Annotated in this window: 15 protein-coding genes; 10 read left to right on the top strand and 5 right to left on the bottom strand. The window is 69.2% G+C overall.

Annotated elements, in window-relative coordinates:
- Positions 1 to 203 precede the first annotated feature (203 nt).
- On the top strand, positions 204 to 1,880 hold the full coding sequence (locus PFX98_RS09045) for an alkaline phosphatase family protein (RefSeq protein ID WP_285234869.1): 1,677 nt from the start codon (positions 204 to 206) through the stop codon (positions 1,878 to 1,880).
- Positions 1,881 to 1,894: 14 nt separating this feature from the next.
- A complete protein-coding gene (locus PFX98_RS09040) occupies positions 1,895 to 3,724 on the top strand; it encodes an ABC transporter ATP-binding protein (protein WP_285235560.1) in 1,830 nt (609 codons plus the stop codon).
- Between the two features lie 18 nt (positions 3,725 to 3,742).
- Here the strand turns inward: PFX98_RS09040 and PFX98_RS09035 are convergent, their stop codons facing one another.
- Positions 3,743 to 4,546 carry a head GIN domain-containing protein gene (locus tag PFX98_RS09035; RefSeq protein ID WP_285234868.1) on the bottom strand — a complete coding sequence of 268 codons (804 nt, stop codon included), beginning with the start codon at positions 4,544 to 4,546 and terminating at the stop codon, positions 3,743 to 3,745.
- Between the two features lie 141 nt (positions 4,547 to 4,687).
- On the opposite strand from PFX98_RS09035, the gene ypfJ reads away from it, so the two are divergent.
- From ypfJ to PFX98_RS09000, 7 genes are all read left to right on the top strand, one after another.
- Positions 4,688 to 5,566: a KPN_02809 family neutral zinc metallopeptidase gene (gene ypfJ / locus PFX98_RS09030; RefSeq protein ID WP_285234867.1), complete on the top strand. Its 879-nt coding sequence runs from the start codon at positions 4,688 to 4,690 to the stop codon at positions 5,564 to 5,566.
- 225 nt (positions 5,567 to 5,791) lie between these two features.
- Positions 5,792 to 6,376, top strand: a complete 585-nt coding sequence (locus tag PFX98_RS09025) for a hypothetical protein (RefSeq protein ID WP_285234866.1) — start codon at positions 5,792 to 5,794, stop codon at positions 6,374 to 6,376.
- Positions 6,377 to 6,431: 55 nt separating this feature from the next.
- Positions 6,432 to 6,683 carry a hypothetical protein gene (locus tag PFX98_RS09020; protein WP_285234865.1) on the top strand — a complete coding sequence of 84 codons (252 nt, stop codon included), beginning with the start codon at positions 6,432 to 6,434 and terminating at the stop codon, positions 6,681 to 6,683.
- Positions 6,677 to 7,615, top strand: coding sequence for an HprK-related kinase A (locus PFX98_RS09015; protein ID WP_285234864.1), 939 nt, complete (start codon positions 6,677 to 6,679; stop codon positions 7,613 to 7,615). Before PFX98_RS09020 ends, PFX98_RS09015 begins: the two co-directional genes overlap by 7 nt.
- Positions 7,612 to 8,727, top strand: coding sequence for a nucleotidyltransferase domain-containing protein (locus tag PFX98_RS09010; RefSeq protein WP_285234863.1), 1,116 nt, complete (start codon positions 7,612 to 7,614; stop codon positions 8,725 to 8,727). The genes PFX98_RS09015 and PFX98_RS09010 overlap by 4 nt, the downstream gene beginning before the upstream one ends.
- A gap of 44 nt (positions 8,728 to 8,771) precedes the next feature.
- Positions 8,772 to 9,392, top strand: coding sequence for a CDP-diacylglycerol--serine O-phosphatidyltransferase (gene pssA / locus PFX98_RS09005; protein ID WP_285234862.1), 621 nt, complete (start codon positions 8,772 to 8,774; stop codon positions 9,390 to 9,392).
- 116 nt (positions 9,393 to 9,508) lie between these two features.
- Positions 9,509 to 11,044, top strand: a complete 1,536-nt coding sequence (locus PFX98_RS09000; protein WP_285234861.1) for a methyl-accepting chemotaxis protein — start codon at positions 9,509 to 9,511, stop codon at positions 11,042 to 11,044.
- Here the strand turns inward: PFX98_RS09000 and PFX98_RS08995 are convergent.
- Together PFX98_RS08995 and PFX98_RS08990 are read right to left on the bottom strand one after the other, a co-directional pair.
- Entirely contained in the window at positions 11,031 to 11,990 is a 960-nt protein-coding gene (locus tag PFX98_RS08995) for a DMT family transporter (protein ID WP_285234860.1), read from the bottom strand. The two genes, PFX98_RS09000 and PFX98_RS08995, sit on opposite strands and share 14 nt — an antisense overlap.
- A gap of 49 nt (positions 11,991 to 12,039) precedes the next feature.
- Entirely contained in the window at positions 12,040 to 12,663 is a 624-nt protein-coding gene (locus tag PFX98_RS08990; protein ID WP_285234859.1) for a LysE/ArgO family amino acid transporter, read from the bottom strand.
- A gap of 88 nt (positions 12,664 to 12,751) precedes the next feature.
- On the opposite strand from PFX98_RS08990, the gene PFX98_RS08985 reads away from it, so the two are divergent.
- On the top strand, positions 12,752 to 13,654 hold the full coding sequence (locus PFX98_RS08985; protein WP_285234858.1) for a LysR family transcriptional regulator ArgP: 903 nt from the start codon (positions 12,752 to 12,754) through the stop codon (positions 13,652 to 13,654).
- Here the strand turns inward: PFX98_RS08985 and PFX98_RS08980 are convergent.
- Both PFX98_RS08980 and PFX98_RS08975 read right to left on the bottom strand, forming a co-directional pair.
- Positions 13,593 to 14,444, bottom strand: coding sequence for an AraC family transcriptional regulator (locus PFX98_RS08980; protein ID WP_285234857.1), 852 nt, complete (start codon positions 14,442 to 14,444; stop codon positions 13,593 to 13,595). The genes PFX98_RS08985 and PFX98_RS08980 overlap by 62 nt on opposite strands.
- Before the next feature lie 20 nt (positions 14,445 to 14,464).
- Positions 14,465 to 15,007 (bottom strand): diguanylate cyclase domain-containing protein, encoded by a 543-nt coding sequence (locus tag PFX98_RS08975; protein WP_285234856.1) that lies wholly within the window; start codon positions 15,005 to 15,007, stop codon positions 14,465 to 14,467.
- Between the last annotated feature and the right edge of the window lie 79 nt (positions 15,008 to 15,086).

Raw genomic sequence — 15,086 nt, 5'->3', positions numbered from 1 at the left:
TAGAAATGGTTCTTTACACAATGGCGCCAACCTTGAGGAGGGGAAGCGGCCAGCCAGCAAGGCCAGCTGGGTGAAACAAGAACAGGTTCACCGCATCAAGAAACAGGCCGGGCCTTCTTGCCAACGCAAGGATGTCCGGCCTACTTATTTCTGGCGGCCATGCTGCGCGATACTGCGCGCGCCCTTCCCTGTCACACCGTCCCATGGCCCAAGTACCGCTTCGCTCGCCCCTCCCACACGGCGCCTCCGCCGCCCTGCTGCTGACCCTGGGCCTGCTGAGCGCCTGCGCCAGCCCGCCCGCCACCCCTGCCAAGCCCAAGCTGCTGGTCTTCATGGTGGTGGACGGCCTGCCGATGCGCCAGGTGCTGGGCTACCGCGACCAGCTCCAGCCCGACGGCTTCCGGCGCTTCCTGGACCAGGGCGCCTGGTTCGCCAACGCGCATTACGGCCATGCCCACACGGTGACGGCCGCCGGGCACGCCACCATGCTGACCGGCGCCTACCCGCAGCGCAGCGGCATCATCAGCAATGAATGGGTGGACCCCAAGACCCGCGGCCAGGTCTACAACACCATGGACGCCGACTACCAGTACATCGGCAACCCGACCGCGCCGCTGGCCGGCACCAGCCCGCGCATGCTGCTGGCCGAGACGGTGGGCGATGTGCTGCGCAGCGCCGACCCGGCCGCCAAGGTGATCGGCATCTCGGGCAAGGACCGTGGCGCCATCCTGCCGGCCGGCCACAAGGGCACGGCCTATATGTATATGGGCGAGAGTGGCCAGTTCGCCTCCAGCACCTATTACATGCAGAGCCACCCGGCCTGGGTGCAGCGCTTCAACGCCGCCAAGCCGGCCGATGCCTTCTTCGGCAAGAGCTGGTCGCCCGTACTGCCCGAAGCGGCCTACGCGCGCTCGGTGCCCGATGGCCAGCCCTGGCAAAGCAATGCCGGCAATGGCAACCGGCTGCCCGCCGTGCTGGGCGCCGGCATGGACGGCCCGGGCCCGCGCTTTTACGGCAACATCCTGCCCTCGCCCTATGGCGACGAGCTGACCCTGGCCTTCGCGCGCGCCGCCATCGAGGGCGAGGCCCTGGGCGCCGACGCCAGCCCCGACATCCTCAGCGTCAGCCTCTCCAGCCACGACTATGTGAACCATGCCTTCGGCCCCGAGTCGCGGCTCTCGCACGACCATGTGCTGCAGCTGGACCGCCATCTGCAGGCCTTCTTCCAGTACCTGGACGCGAAGCTAGGCAAGGGCAACTACATGGCCATGCTGACGGCCGACCATGGCTTTGCCGACACGCCCGAATGGGCCAGGACACAGGGCCGCGACACCGCCCGCCTGCCCGGCGCGCAGCTGCTGGCCTTTGCCAACGCCGGCCTCGGCAAGACCTTCGGCGATGGCCCCTGGGTGACCCAGCTCTCGGCCATGGGCCTGCTGTTCGACGAGGCGCTGATCGCCGCGCGCGGCCTGCGCCCGGCCGACGTCTACGCCGAGGCCAAGCGCGTGATGCTGCAAATGCCCGACGTGGCCGCCGCCTACACGCCCGACGAGCTGGCCGGCCAGGAGCCCGGCGCGCCGCTGCTGGAGCAGATGCGCAAGTCCTGGCACCCCGAGCGCGCCGCACCGGTGCAGGTGATCATGAAGGAGGGCCGGCTGTTCGGCTCGCGCCCGGTGGGCAGCTCGCATGGCACGCCCTATGCCTACGACACCCATGTGCCCATCCTGGCCTGGGGCCCCGCCTGGGTGGGCCGCGGTGAGGTGGCGCAGCGCGTCGAGGTGGCCGACATCGCCCCCACGCTGGCGGGCATCCTGGGCCTGCGCGTGCCGGCCCAGGCGCAGGGCAAGCCCCTGCCCCTGCCGCTCCAGCGCCAACCCTGATCGGAACACCCTTGCTGTTCAGCTGGTTCGAACGCCTCGTCCATCCCTTCCCCGAGGCCGCGCCCGCGCAGCCGCCGGCCGGCTTCTTCCGCTTCGTCTGGGCCGGCACGCAGGGCATGCGGGCGGTGATCCTGGGCGTGACCCTGCTCACCGCCGGCATCGGCGCCTTCGAGGCGCTGCTGTTCGCGATGCTGGGTTCGGTGGTGGACTTCCTCAGCCAGGTGCCGGCCGAGCGGCTGTGGGCCGAACACAAGGACAGGCTCGCCCTGCTGGCCGCCATCCTGCTCGCCAGCCCCTTGCTGATCGCCCTGCAGGCGATGTGCAAGTACCAGGGCCTGTCCAGCAATTTCCCGATGCGGCTGCGCTGGCTGTTCCACCGCCACCTGCTCGGCCAGAGCATGAGCTTCTTCGCCGACGAGTTCGCGGGGCGGGTCTCGGCCAAGCTGATGCAGACCGCGCTGGCGGTGCGCGAATGCGTGCTCATCGTCACCGACATCCTGGTCTTCATCACCATCTACTTCCTCACCATGCTGGGCGTGGTGGGCGGCTTCGATGCACGCCTGCTGCTGCCCTTCCTGGCCTGGCTGCTCTGCTATGTGCTGGCGCTGTGGTTCTTCGTGCCACGCCTGGGCAAGGCGGCCGCGGCCCAGGCCGATGCGCGCAGCCTGATGACCGGCCGCATCACCGACGCCTATACCAATATCTCCACCGTCAAGCTGTTCTCGCACAGCCAGCGCGAGGCGCTGTTCGCGCGCGGCGCGATGCAGGAGTTCCTCGCCACGGCCTATCGCCAGATGCGGCTGATCAGCGGCTTCGAGGTCATCAACCATGCGCTCTCGATGGGCCTGATCGCCAGCACCGCCGGCGCCACGCTGTGGCTGTGGTCGCGCGGCGAGGTGGGCGTGGGCGCGGTGGCGGCCGCCACCGCGATGGCGCTGCGCCTGAACGGCATCTCGCACTGGATCATGTGGGAGATGGCCAGCCTGTTCGAGAACATCGGCACGGTGCAGGACGGCATCACCACGCTCTCGCGCAGCGTCGCCATCCAGGATGCGCCGGGCGCCGCGGCGCTGCAGGTGAGCCAGGGCGAGATCCGCTTCGAGCATGTGGGCTTCGCCTATGGCGGCAAGAAGCAGGTGCTGAAGGATCTGCAGCTGCTCATCAAGCCGGGCGAGAAGATTGGCCTGGTGGGGCGCTCGGGGGCCGGCAAGTCGACGCTGGTGAACCTGCTGCTGCGCTTCTACGACATCGAGCAGGGCCGCGTGCTGATCGACGGCCAGGACATCGCCAAGGTGACGCAGGACAGCCTGCGCGCCCAGGTGGGCATGGTGACGCAGGACACCTCGCTCTTGCACCGCTCGGTGCGCGACAACCTGCTCTACGGCCGCCCCGACGCCAGCGATGCGCAGATGATGGCGGCCGCCGAGCGCGCCGAGGCGCATGAATTCATCCTCGCGCTCAGCGACCCCAAGGGCCGCAGCGGCTACGACGCGCATGTGGGCGAGCGCGGCGTCAAGCTCAGCGGCGGCCAGCGCCAGCGCGTGGCGATCGCGCGCGTGATGCTCAAGGACGCCCCCATCCTCCTGCTCGACGAGGCCACCAGCGCGCTCGACTCGGAGGTCGAGGCCGCCATCCAGCGCAGCCTCTACCGCCTGATGGAGGGCAAGACCGTGGTGGCGATCGCGCACCGCCTCTCCACCATCGCGGCGATGGACCGGCTGGTGGTGATGGACCAGGGCGAGATCGTCGAGCAGGGCAGCCACGCCGAGCTGCTGGCCCAGGGCGGCCTGTACGCGCGGCTCTGGACACACCAGAGCGGCGGCTTCCTGGGCGAGGAGGCTTGAGCTCGTGGCCGGCCGGGATCAGCGGCCGCTGATCTCGCCCGAACCGCTGATCTTCTGCGTCAGCTTGGGGCGGCCGGCATAGCTCAGGTCGCCGCTGCCGCTGAGGTTGGCATCGAGCTGCTCCAGCACGCCCAGGCTCAGGTCGCCACTGCCGGACAGCTGGGCCTTGGCCGCACGGCCGCTCAGGCTGGCGGCGCTGACGTCGCCGCTGCCGCTGAGGCTCCAGTTCTGCTGCTCGGCACGGCCGGCGATGTGCACATCACCCGAACCGCTGATGCTGGCGCTGAGTTCGCGCGCCTCCAGCAGGCCGATGTCCAGATCGCCCGAGCCACTGATGTTGACGGCGAACTGCTCGGCCTTGAGCTGGTCGATGGACACATCGCCCGAACCCTTGATCTGCACCGCGTTCAGCTTGCGGAATCCCAGCATCAGCCGCGGCGGTTTGCGGGTGGTGAAGCCGGCGCCGCCCTTCAGCGCGATCACCAGCGCATCACCGTCCAGGCGGGTCTCGATCAGCGGCTCGACATTGTCCTCGGCGCTGATGCTCAGCGTCTCGGTCGCGCCCTGGTTCAGCTGCACGTCCAGCGGCCCCTCGATGCGCAGCTTGCTGAAGCTGCCGATCTCGCGCTTCTTCTCCACCAGATTGCCCGAACCCTTGATGCGGCCGGCGTTCGGGCCGTACTGATGGGTGGAACCCAGGGTGATGGCCAGGTGCTTGGCCTCCTGCTTGATGCGCAGGGTCCAGTCGGCCTCGCCGGCACTGGCGGCCAGCGAACAGGCCAGCAGGCCCAGCCCCATCATCCATGACTTGTTGATTTGCATTGCCGTGCTCCAGCTGCTTGCCACGCTCCGCACTGTGCCCGAGCACCCAGCGCCGGCCACCTCGCTTGCGACGATCTGCATCTTGGCCGCCACAGGCTGCAGGCTTGACATACGATCACGCCATTCATGCGGGGAGCAGCGATGAAGTGGGAAGGCCAGCGCGAGAGCGACAACGTCGAGGACATGCGCGAGCAGCAGAGCGCCGGCAGCCCGATGCTGGGCGGTCGCGGGCTGAGCCTGGGCGGCATCGTCATCGCCCTGCTGGCCTCCTGGGCCTTCGGCATCAACCCGATGACGGTGTTGGGGCTGCTGGATGGCGGCAGCCTGCCGGTGAACAGCCCGGCGCCGCAACAAACCCGTCCCGGGCCCAAGCCGCAGGATCCAGCTGCGCGCTTCGTGGCCGCCGTGCTGGCCGATACAGAGGACGTCTGGGGCAGCTATTTCGAGGGCAGGCAGCAGCACTATGCGGCGCCCAAGTTGGTGCTGTTCAGGGACCATTGGCCCACCGGCTGCGGCCAGGGCGAGGCGGCCATGGGCCCCTTCTACTGTCCAGCGGACCAGAAGGTCTATATCGATCTGGCCTTCTATGCCACGCTGCGCGACCGACTAGGCGCGCCTGGCGACTTTGCCCAGGCCTATGTGATTGCCCATGAGGTCGGCCACCACCTGCAACAACTGATGGGCACCAGCGCCAAGCTGGAAGAGGCACGCGGACGGGTCTCACCGACGGTCTACAACGGCCTGAGCGTGCGGCTGGAGCTACAGGCAGACTGCTATGCCGGGGTCTGGGCCTTCCATTCGCAGCGTGGCAAGGACTGGCTGGAACAGGGCGACATCGCCGAAGCCCTGAACGCCGCCGCTCAGATTGGCGACGACACGCTGCAAAAGCGGGCCCAGGGCCGGGTGGTCCCCGAGAGCTTCACCCATGGCAGCAGCGCGCAACGTGTGAGCTGGTTCAAGCGCGGGCTCGCGCAGGGCGAACTCGCGGCCTGCGACACGTTCAGGGCGAAGCAGCTCTGACTGATCAGCGCCAAACGAAATCGAGGGTAAACCCTAGGTATCGTTTTGAGTAACTGTGCACGCCTTGGCACAGCGCAAAGTTCACCACCCGTTCGAGGGGTGAGTCCGTCTATCTCGGTGCGGCTTTGTGTGAAACACTGCCATCAAGAGTCGGTCCACTCGGTTTAGCATCGTCGCCATCGCGTAGCCCAGGTGCGCCGTCCAACAGCTGTCGAAAGCAGAGTCATGAACATTCCTAGCGATAACCACAAGCCGCAACAGCCCGGTGCGGCTGCGGCCGAGGGCGCAGAGGCTCATACCTTGGCTTCTGCGCGTCGGCGTCGGCTGATCAAGCTGGGGGCCGTGTCACCTGTAGTGCTGACCGCCGTCAGCCGTCCTGTGCATGCGGTGACCGGCACCTGCGTCAATCCCTCCGGCTTCATTTCCGTCCCGACCTTCAACAGCCGCCACCCTGGCGCGCTGGTTTGCACCTCCCAGGGCCCAACCTACTGGAATGGCGTCGCGTCGGCGAACAAGTCCCTCAGCCCGTACAAGGACATGTTCCGCAATGTGTTCGGGGGCACCAGCAACGCCAAGCTATACGACGTGCTGGCGAGCGGCAGCGAATTCGATCGCTACTGCGTCGCGGCATACCTCAACGCCTGGTCGGGTGCCGCAGGCTTCCCGATCACTGCCAACCAGGCACGTGCCGTATGGGGCACGATCATGGGCGTGCCCTTGCCCTCGGGCCTGACCGCATATCCCACGGCCTCGCTGGGCTGGGACCAGGCCATGACCCTGATCTGGCTGCAAAGCCTGATGTCGGCCTGATATTGCCTGGAGCGATCTCACCGCGATGGCGGGCTGTTATCTGATCGCGCCAGGCGTGAGTTGGCGCAAGCTGGACGACGATACCGTCGTCTACGTCGAATCCCGCTTCGAAACCCATTTGCTGAACTGGGCTGCCGGCGAGGTGCTCGACTGCCTCGACCAGCCGCGCAATTTCGACACGCTTCGACAGGTCTTGCTCGGCAGCGACGCGCCGGATGAGGCGGCAGCCCCGGACGAAATCGCCGCGCTCGAGACCCTGCTGCAGGAACTGCTGCGCCTGAACGTACTGACCGAGACGCCATGCTGACACTGGCCCAGTTGCCAGAAGGCGAGCTGCGCCAGCGCCTGTGCGGCGACGGGCTGCGTCTGCGCACCGGCCCCCTGGTGTTCTGCATCCGCTCAAAAGTACCCGAAGTCTTGCAAGGCCTCACCAAGCTGTACGGGTATTACGAGGTGGTCGATGCCGACACCTTTGCCGACTTCCACGTCACCGTGCGACACCGCGCCGGCCTGCGGCGCTGGCTGCGCCCGCAGCTGTCCTTCCTGATCGATGGCGACGATACCTTCGCGCCCCTGGCCGGCGATCAGGGCATGCCCATGCTCGAGTGGGGCATGAACTGGTGCATCTCAGGTTCCTGCCATCAATACCTGATCCTCCATGCCGCGGTACTGGAGCGCAACGGCCGCGCGCTGGTGATGCCCGCCCCCTCCGGCTCGGGCAAGAGCACGCTGTGCGCGGCCCTGCTGTTCCATGGCTGGCGCCTGCTCTCGGACGAGCTGGCCCTGATCGACATGGGCCACGGCCAGTTGGTGCCCCTGCCGCGCGCGGTGAGCCTGAAGAACGCCTCCATCGATGTCATCCAGCGCTTCGCCGGCCCCGGCCTGCAGTTCGGCTCCATCGTGCGCGACACCAGCAAGGGCGTGGTCGGCCATTTCAGCGCCCCCGCCGATGCCTTGCGCCGCGCCGAGGAGCTGGCCCGCCCCGGCTGGGTGGTGTTCCCGCGCTACGTGCCAGAGGCGCCGGCACTGTTGACGCCCGTGTCCAAGGGGCGCTGCCTGATGCGCCTGCTCGACAACGCCTTCAACTACAACGTGCAGCAGCGCGCCGGCTTCGAACGCCTGGCGGAATTCGTCGCCGCCAGCGACTGCCACGAGTTCAGCTATGGCTCGCTGGACGAGGCCGTCGCGCTGTTTGACAGGCTCGCCAGCGGCGCGCCTGTCACGGAGGCGCTGGCATGAGCGGGCTGGCACCACGCGCGGACCTGGCCCTGTGGGCACTCAAGCACCCAGAGCGCCTGCCCACGCTCGACGTGCCCCGCTGGGAACTGCTGATCCGCCAGGCACGCCGCGCCGATGTGCTGGCGCGCGTGGCGGCACGCCTGCAAGCGCACGGCCTGCTCGAGGCCGTACCGGCGGCACCCCGCAGCCATCTGCAGACGGCGCTGACCCTGGCCCGGGCCCAGGCCGGTGAAGTCCGGCGCGAGGCCATGCTCATCTGCGCCGCGCTCAGCCAGCTCGACATCCCGCTGATTTTCCTCAAGGGCGCGGCCTATGTGCTGGCCGGCCTGCCCGCCGCCGAAGGCCGGCTGTTCTCGGACACCGACATCCTCGTGCCCAGGCAGTCCATCCAGGCGGTCGAAGGGCATTTGATGATGCACGGCTGGATGGGCGGCCACCATGACGACTACGACCAGCACTACTACCGCGTCTGGATGCACGAGCTGCCGCCGATGGAGCATGTGCAGCGGCACACCGTGCTGGACGTGCATCACAACATCCTGCCCTTGACGACGCGCCATCCACCGGATGCCGCGCTGCTGCTGCGCGACGCCCGCCGCGTCGAGTCATGCCCGGGTGCCAGCGTGCTCGCGCCGCCCGACATGGTGCTGCACAGCATGACCCATCTGTTCCACAACGACGACCTGAGCCACGGCCTGCGCGACCTCTCGGATCTGGATGCGCTGCTGCGCCACTTCTCCGCCCTGCCCGGCTTCTGGGAGCAATTGCTGGCACGCGCCGCTGCGCTCGGCTTGCAGCGCTCGCTGCACTACGGCGCCTGGGCCACCCAGACCTTTTTCGACACGCCCATGCCCGCCGATTTCGCGGCGCATTGCCGCGGCATGGGCCCGTCCTGGCCGGTCTCCACCTGGATGCCCATGCTCTGGCGCCGCGGCCTGCGCACGCCGCACGCCAGCGCCGCCCTGCCCGGCACCGGGCCGGCCCAGCTGGCGCTGTACATGCGCGCACACTGGCTGCGCATGCCGCCGCTGATGCTGGCCCGGCATCTGAGCGTCAAGGCCTGGAAGCGGCTCACCCCGGACAAGCCGGCCCCCGCCACCGCTGCGCCCTAGCAGGGCAGTGGGCCGGCGGGGCCACGGTCAGTTATTCTGCTCACATGAACCGACCCAAGCCCTTCTCGATGATCCGCGAGTTCCACCTCGCCGATTGGTTCACCCTCGCGAATGCCTTCTGCGGCATGGGCGCATTGTTCTCGGTGATGACCTATCTGCAGACGCAGCAGCTGCTGCACCTGCACTACGCCTGCGCACTGATCCCGGCCGCGCTGGTGTTCGACATCCTCGATGGCCGCATCGCGCGCTGGCGCCAGCAGAGTTCGGTGCTGGGGCGCGAACTCGATTCGCTGGCGGACGTGATCTCCTTCGGCGTCGCGCCCGCCGCCATCGCCTACGGCTTCGGCATGCAGGGCCTGTGGGACCGCATCATCCTGGTGTTCTTCGTCGCCTGCGGCGTCTCACGCCTGGCACGCTTCAACGTCACCGCCGAGGCGCTGTCCGAGGGGGGCGACAAGGTCAAGTACTTCGAGGGCACGCCCATCCCCACCTCGCTGCTGCTGGTGCTGGCGCTGTGGTTCGCGGCCGCACAGGGTGCGGTGGGCAGCAGCGAACTCTGGGGCGGCAAGCTGCTCATCGGCGGCTTCACCCTGCACCCGCTGGTGCTCATGTTCGCCGTCTCGGGCTCGCTGATGGTGAGCCGGCTGCGCATCCCCAAGCTCTAGGCCGAGCGCCAGGGCCTGGCTGCGCTGCAGCCGAATTGACACAGTCCGCGCATATCCCCCTTTTGGGTGAGCCCGATGGCGCTAGAGTCGGAACACGCCATCTTGAGGAGTTCGCCATGCGGATGAATAGCATCAAGACACGTCTGGTGATGCTTGCACTCCTGTTGCTGATCCTGCTGGCCCTGGTGGGCGGCTGGGGCATACGGGCGCTAGGCCAGATGGAGGCCGCGCTGGACACCGTCTACAGCGACCGCGTGGTGCCGCTCAAGCAGCTCAAGCAGGTCTCGGACGCCTACGCGGTGAACGTGGTGGACACCACGCACAAGGTCCGCGCCAAGAGCCTGGATGCGGCCAGCGGGCTGAAGCTGGTGAACGAGGCCGAGCAACTGGTGGCCAAGCAATGGGCCGCCTATACGGCCACCAAGATCGAGGGCAATGAGGCGCTGCTGCTGGCCAAGGCGCAGTCGCTCAAGGCCGCCGCCCAGGCCGCCACCGCCAAACTCAAGGAGATCCTGCAGGCGCAGAACGCGGAAGCGCTGGAGGCCTTCGCCAGCAAGGAGCTCTACCCCGCCATCGACCCCTTCACCGGCGCCGTCTCGGATCTGGTGGACGAGCAGCTCAAGGTCGCCGAGCAGGAATTCGCCGAAGGCGAGAAGACCTACAAGCTCTCGATCTGGGTGGTGCTGATCACCTTCGCGGTGGCGCTGGCGGCGGGCGTGCTGCTGGCCTGGCGCATCATCGCCTCCATCACGCGGCCGCTGCGCGAGGCCCTGCAGGTGGCCGGCATGATCAGCAACAAGGATCTCAGCGCCCGCATCCAAATCAGCAACGACGACGAGATGGGCCAGCTGCTGGCCGCCATGCAGAGCATGCAGCAGCAGCTGGCGCAGACGGTGAACCAGATCCGCGACAGCGCCGTCGCGGTGTCGGGCGCCTCGGGCGAAATCTCGCTGGGCAGCAATGACCTGAGCGCGCGCACCGAGCAGCAGGCCGCCTCGCTGGAGGAAACCGCAGCCTCGATGGACCAGATGGCCGCCGCGGTGAAGAACAATGCCGAGACCGCCGGCAAGGCCAACGAGCTGGCGCACCAGGCCTCGCGCACCGCCGAGCGCAGCGGCGAGGCGGTGGGCCGCGTGGTCACCACCATGGACGAGATCAATGGCAGCTCGAAGAAGATCGCCGACATCATCGGCGTGATCGACGGCATCGCCTTCCAGACCAACATCCTCGCCTTGAATGCCGCGGTGGAGGCCGCGCGTGCCGGCGAGCAGGGGCGCGGCTTCGCGGTGGTGGCCGGCGAGGTGCGCACGCTGGCCCAGCGCAGCGCGCAGGCCGCGCGCGAGATCAAGGCCCTGATCGGCGACAGCGTCAGCAAGGTCGAGAGCGGCTCGCAGGTGGCGGCCGAGGCCGGCCGCACCATGGAAGAACTGGTGGGTCAGGTGCGGCATGTGACCACCATGCTGGGCGAGATCTCCACCGCCACGCGCGAGCAGAGTGCCGGCATTGCCCAGGTCAACACCGCCGTCTCGCAGCTCGATCACAACACCCAGCAGAACGCCGCCCTGGTGGAGGAATCGGCCGCCGCTTCCGAGAGCCTGAAGCAGCAGGCGCGCGCGCTGGCCGACATCGTCGGCTCCTTCAAGCTCGGCTAGGCCTGATCCTGAGCGCCCAGATCACGCCCGCCACCAGCAGCACGATGCCGGCCAGGGTCAGGGCTTGCGGCGCTTGGCCGCGCAGCACAAAGGCATAAGCCAGGGCCGAGAGCGTCTCGAACACGATCAGCTGGCCCACCAGGGTGGTGGGCAGGCGCTGGCTGGCCTCGTTCCAGCACAGCGTGCCGATCCAGGAGGCGAACAGGCCCACCGCCAGCATCAGCCCCATATAGGCCCAGGGGCGCGGCCCCAGGGGCAGGGTGAAATCGCTCTCCAGCAGGGGCAGGCCCATGGCCTGCAGCAGCGCGATCAGCGCGAAGGCCAGCAGGGCCATCGGCAGCGTCACCAGGCCCTGGGCCGTGGCCCAGGCACGCGGGCTGCGCTCGGCATGGGCGCGCAGCCAGTCGGCATTGCGGATCGGATACCAGGTCCAGCAGGCCACCGCCACCACCGCCAGGCCGGCGCCCTGCGCATAGCGCCGCATATCGCCGGCGCTGCTGCCCGCCAGCGCCGCCAGCTCCACCTGGTTGACGCAGGCGATGCCGGCGGCGATCAGGGCCAGCGAGGGCAGCAGGCGCAGCCAGGGCAGGCGGCCGTCGCGCGCATGGTCGCGGATGTTGGAGCTGATCGCGATCACCACCGGCAGGGTGCCGATGACGACGGTGGGCAGGGGCCCGCCGGCGCGCTGGATGGCGGCCGCCAGGCAGAGGTAGTAGATGAAGTTGCCGATGGCGCTGAGCTTGAAGGCCTCCAGCCAGTCGGCGCGGCCGAGCGCGCGCAGCTCGCGCCGGTCCATCAGCGCCAGCGGCAGCGCGATCAGGCCGAAGGCAAGATAGCGGCCGGCTGCCAGCATGGCCGCCGGGTACTCGGGCAACATCAGGGGCGCGACAAAGACCAGACCCCACAGAAGGCCGGCCGCAAGGGCAAACAGGACACCAGCAAACATGCGCCGATCTTGCCCGCCCGGGCCGGCGCCGTCTTGTACGGGATTGCGCTCAGGCCTGACGCAGCAGCTGCGCCGCCAGCACCAGCATGGTCAGGCCCACCAGCGCGTCCAGCCATTGCCAGGCGCGCGGCCTGGCGAACCAGGGCGCCAGCCAGCGCGCACCAAAGCCCAGCGCGGCAAACCACAGCAGGCTGCCGCTGGCCGCGCCGGTGAGGAACAGCGCGCGCACCGCGCCAGGCTGCTGGGCGCCCACCGAGCCCACCAGCAGCACCGTGTCCAGGTAGACATGCGGGTTCAGAAAGGTGAAGCCGGCCAGCTGCATGAGGGCCTGGCGCAGCGTCACCGAGGGGCCGGCACCGGCCTGCAGGCTCTCCGGCCGCCGCGCCCGCCAAAGTGCGCGCAGGCCGTAGACGGTCAGAAAGGCCGCACCGCCCAGCGTCAGCCAGCGTGCCAGCGCCGCCTGCTGGCTGATCATCGCCGCCAGGCCGAGCACGCCAGCGGCCATCAGCAACGCGTCACTCAGGCCGCAGGCCAGCACGATAGGAAACACATGTTCGCGCCGCAGGCCCTGGCGCAGCACAAAGGCGTTCTGCGCACCGATCGCGACGATCAGGCTCAGGCTCAGGGCCAGGCCGCTCAGGGCACTGGAAGCGAGTTCGGAAGGGGGATGCATGGGCACGCAGCATGCCCGCGGCGGCAGCGGGGCGCCAGTTAGACTTGCTTCACCCGCTGCAGCAACGCTAACGAATCCAGGCCCTGGCATGCTCGACTACTCCCTGCTCGCCGCCCTGGCCGCCGTGCTGCGCGAGGGCAGCTTCGAGCGCGCCGCGCGCAGCCTGCATCTGAGCGCCTCGGCGGTTTCGCAGCGCATCAGGTTGCTGGAAGAGCGCGTGGGCCAGGTGCTGGTGCAGCGCGGCCCGCCCTGCACGGGCACCGAGGCCGGCCTGCGCCTGGCGCGCCACGCCGAGCGCGTGGGCATGCTGGAGCAGGACCTGCTGGCCGAGCTGCCCGCGCTGGCCCCCGACGCGCAGGGCCGCATCACCCTGCGCCTGGCCATCAATGCCGATAGCCTGGCCACCTGGTTCATCGCCGCCGCGGCCGAGATCGCCGCCAGCGAGCCGGTGCTGCTGGACCTCAGCCTGGAGGACCAGGAACATACCGCCGAACGGCTGCGCAGCGCCGAGGTGCTGGCCGCCGTCACCGCCCTGGCCGCGCCGGTGCAGGGCTGCCGCAGCCATGCGCTGGGCGCGATGCGCTATATCGCCACCGCCAGCCCCGCCTTCGCGCGCCAGCATTTCGCCGCCGGCCTGACGGCCCAGACCCTGGCCGCCGCGCCCTGCCTCAGCTTCAACCGGCAGGACCGCCTGCAGGCGCAATGGGTGCAACAGGAGCTTGGGCAAGGCCTGACCCTGCCCACGCATTGGTTGCCCGCCAGCCAGGCCTTTGTGGACGCCGCCTGCGCCGGCCTGGGCTGGGGCATGAACCCGGCCAGCCTGGTGCGCGAGGCACTGGCCGATGGCCGGCTGGTGGCGCTGGGCGCGCCGCTGTGGGTGCCGCTCTACTGGCAGGCCAGCCGCCTGGCCCTGCCGATGCTGGAACGCATCACGGCCCAGGTGCTGGCCGCCGCCCGGGCCACACTTGAGCCTGGTAGCGCCCCGGCGTGACGCCGTAGCGCCGCAGGAAGGTGCGATTCAGGTGCGCCTGGTCGGTCAGGCCCACGGCCGCGGCCACCGCAGCGGGCGCCTCGCCCTGGCTCAACAGCCGCTTGGCCTCGAACAGGCGCAAGGCCATCAGCGCCTGCTGCGGCGTGGCATGGCGCTGCGCCTTGAAGCTGCGCAGGAAGTGGAAGGGGCTCAGCCCCGCCACCGCGGCCAGCTGCTCCAGGCTCAGCCGCTCATGCAGATGGGCACGCATGTAGTCGAACACCGGGCCGTAGCGCAGCGCCGCCGCGCTGCCCTCGCTGCGGCCGCCCACCCGCGCATGACGGTGCAAGGCCTGCACCAGCTGCAGCAGCTGGCTGTCGAAGGCGAGCGGTTCCTCGGCATGCCAGAGCCCGGCAATCAGCCCCGCCACCTCGGCCGCGCTGCCGGCGTCGTGCGCCACCGCGGCGTCAAACCACCAGGCCTCGCCGCCGCTCAGCTCGCGCAGCACCGGCTCGTCCAGGTACAGCATGCGGTAGCCCCAGCCAGCCTCGGTTTCGGCCTGGCCGGTGTGCAGGTCTTCGGGATTCATCAGCATCAGGGTGGCACGCGGCGCCAGATGCTGGCCGCCGCGCCACAGGAAGCGCCCCACCCCGGCGGTGATCGCGCCCAGCCCATAGGCCTCGTGCACATGGGGTTCGAAGCGATGGTGCAGGATGCTGGCGTGGTACAGCTCCACCCCGGCGCGGTGCGCGGGGCGGCGGTACTGGGCCCGGTCGGTGGCCTCTTCAAACGGTGGATGCGGCGCGGCCATGCCGCATCATGGCAGATACGTCAGGCGCGCAGCGGCAGCCCGGTATTGCGCAGCAGGGCGGCCTCGGCGCCGCGCACCAGCTCGGTCCCGCTGGCACCCATCTCCGGGAACGCGGCCGCCCCCATCACCAGGCGGACGTAGAGGTGGTGCTCGTCGACGCCATAGGGCCCGCCCAGCGCCTTGTGCAGGCGCGCCTGCACAAGCTCGGCCTCCTTGCGGCCGGCATTCATCAGGATCACGCCAAAGCGCTGCTCGCCCAGCGTGGCCACCACATCGCTGCCGCGCACGCGTGCACGCAGGCGCGCCGCCACCGCCTGGCGCAGCTTGAGCAGGGCCGCGCCGGCCAGCGCATCGCCCTGCGGCGGATGCGGCCAGGCGTCGATCAGCAGCACGCCCATGCCCTTGCCGAAGCGCCGGCTCTGCGCCAGCTCGCGGCTCACCAGCGCGGCGAAATGCTCGCCATCGGGCAGGACGATCGGCTCACAGGCCACCGCCTGGGCCTGGCGGGCCTCCGGCGGCGAGGCGACCGGCATGACGGGGCTGGAGGAAGGGCTGGCGCTCACGGGCAATCCTTGTTGGATCAAGACGGGTGAGAACGAAACGGCCGACCAGCATTCCCTGAGCCGTGCCCGGGACCTCCCT

Source organism: Paucibacter sediminis (genome assembly GCF_030254645.1).
In the GTDB taxonomy this organism is placed as follows: Bacteria; Pseudomonadota; Gammaproteobacteria; order Burkholderiales; family Burkholderiaceae_C; genus Paucibacter_B; species Paucibacter_B sediminis.
Note: the sequence above shows the minus strand (reverse complement) of the source record. Positions and strands in the feature narration are given on the sequence as shown.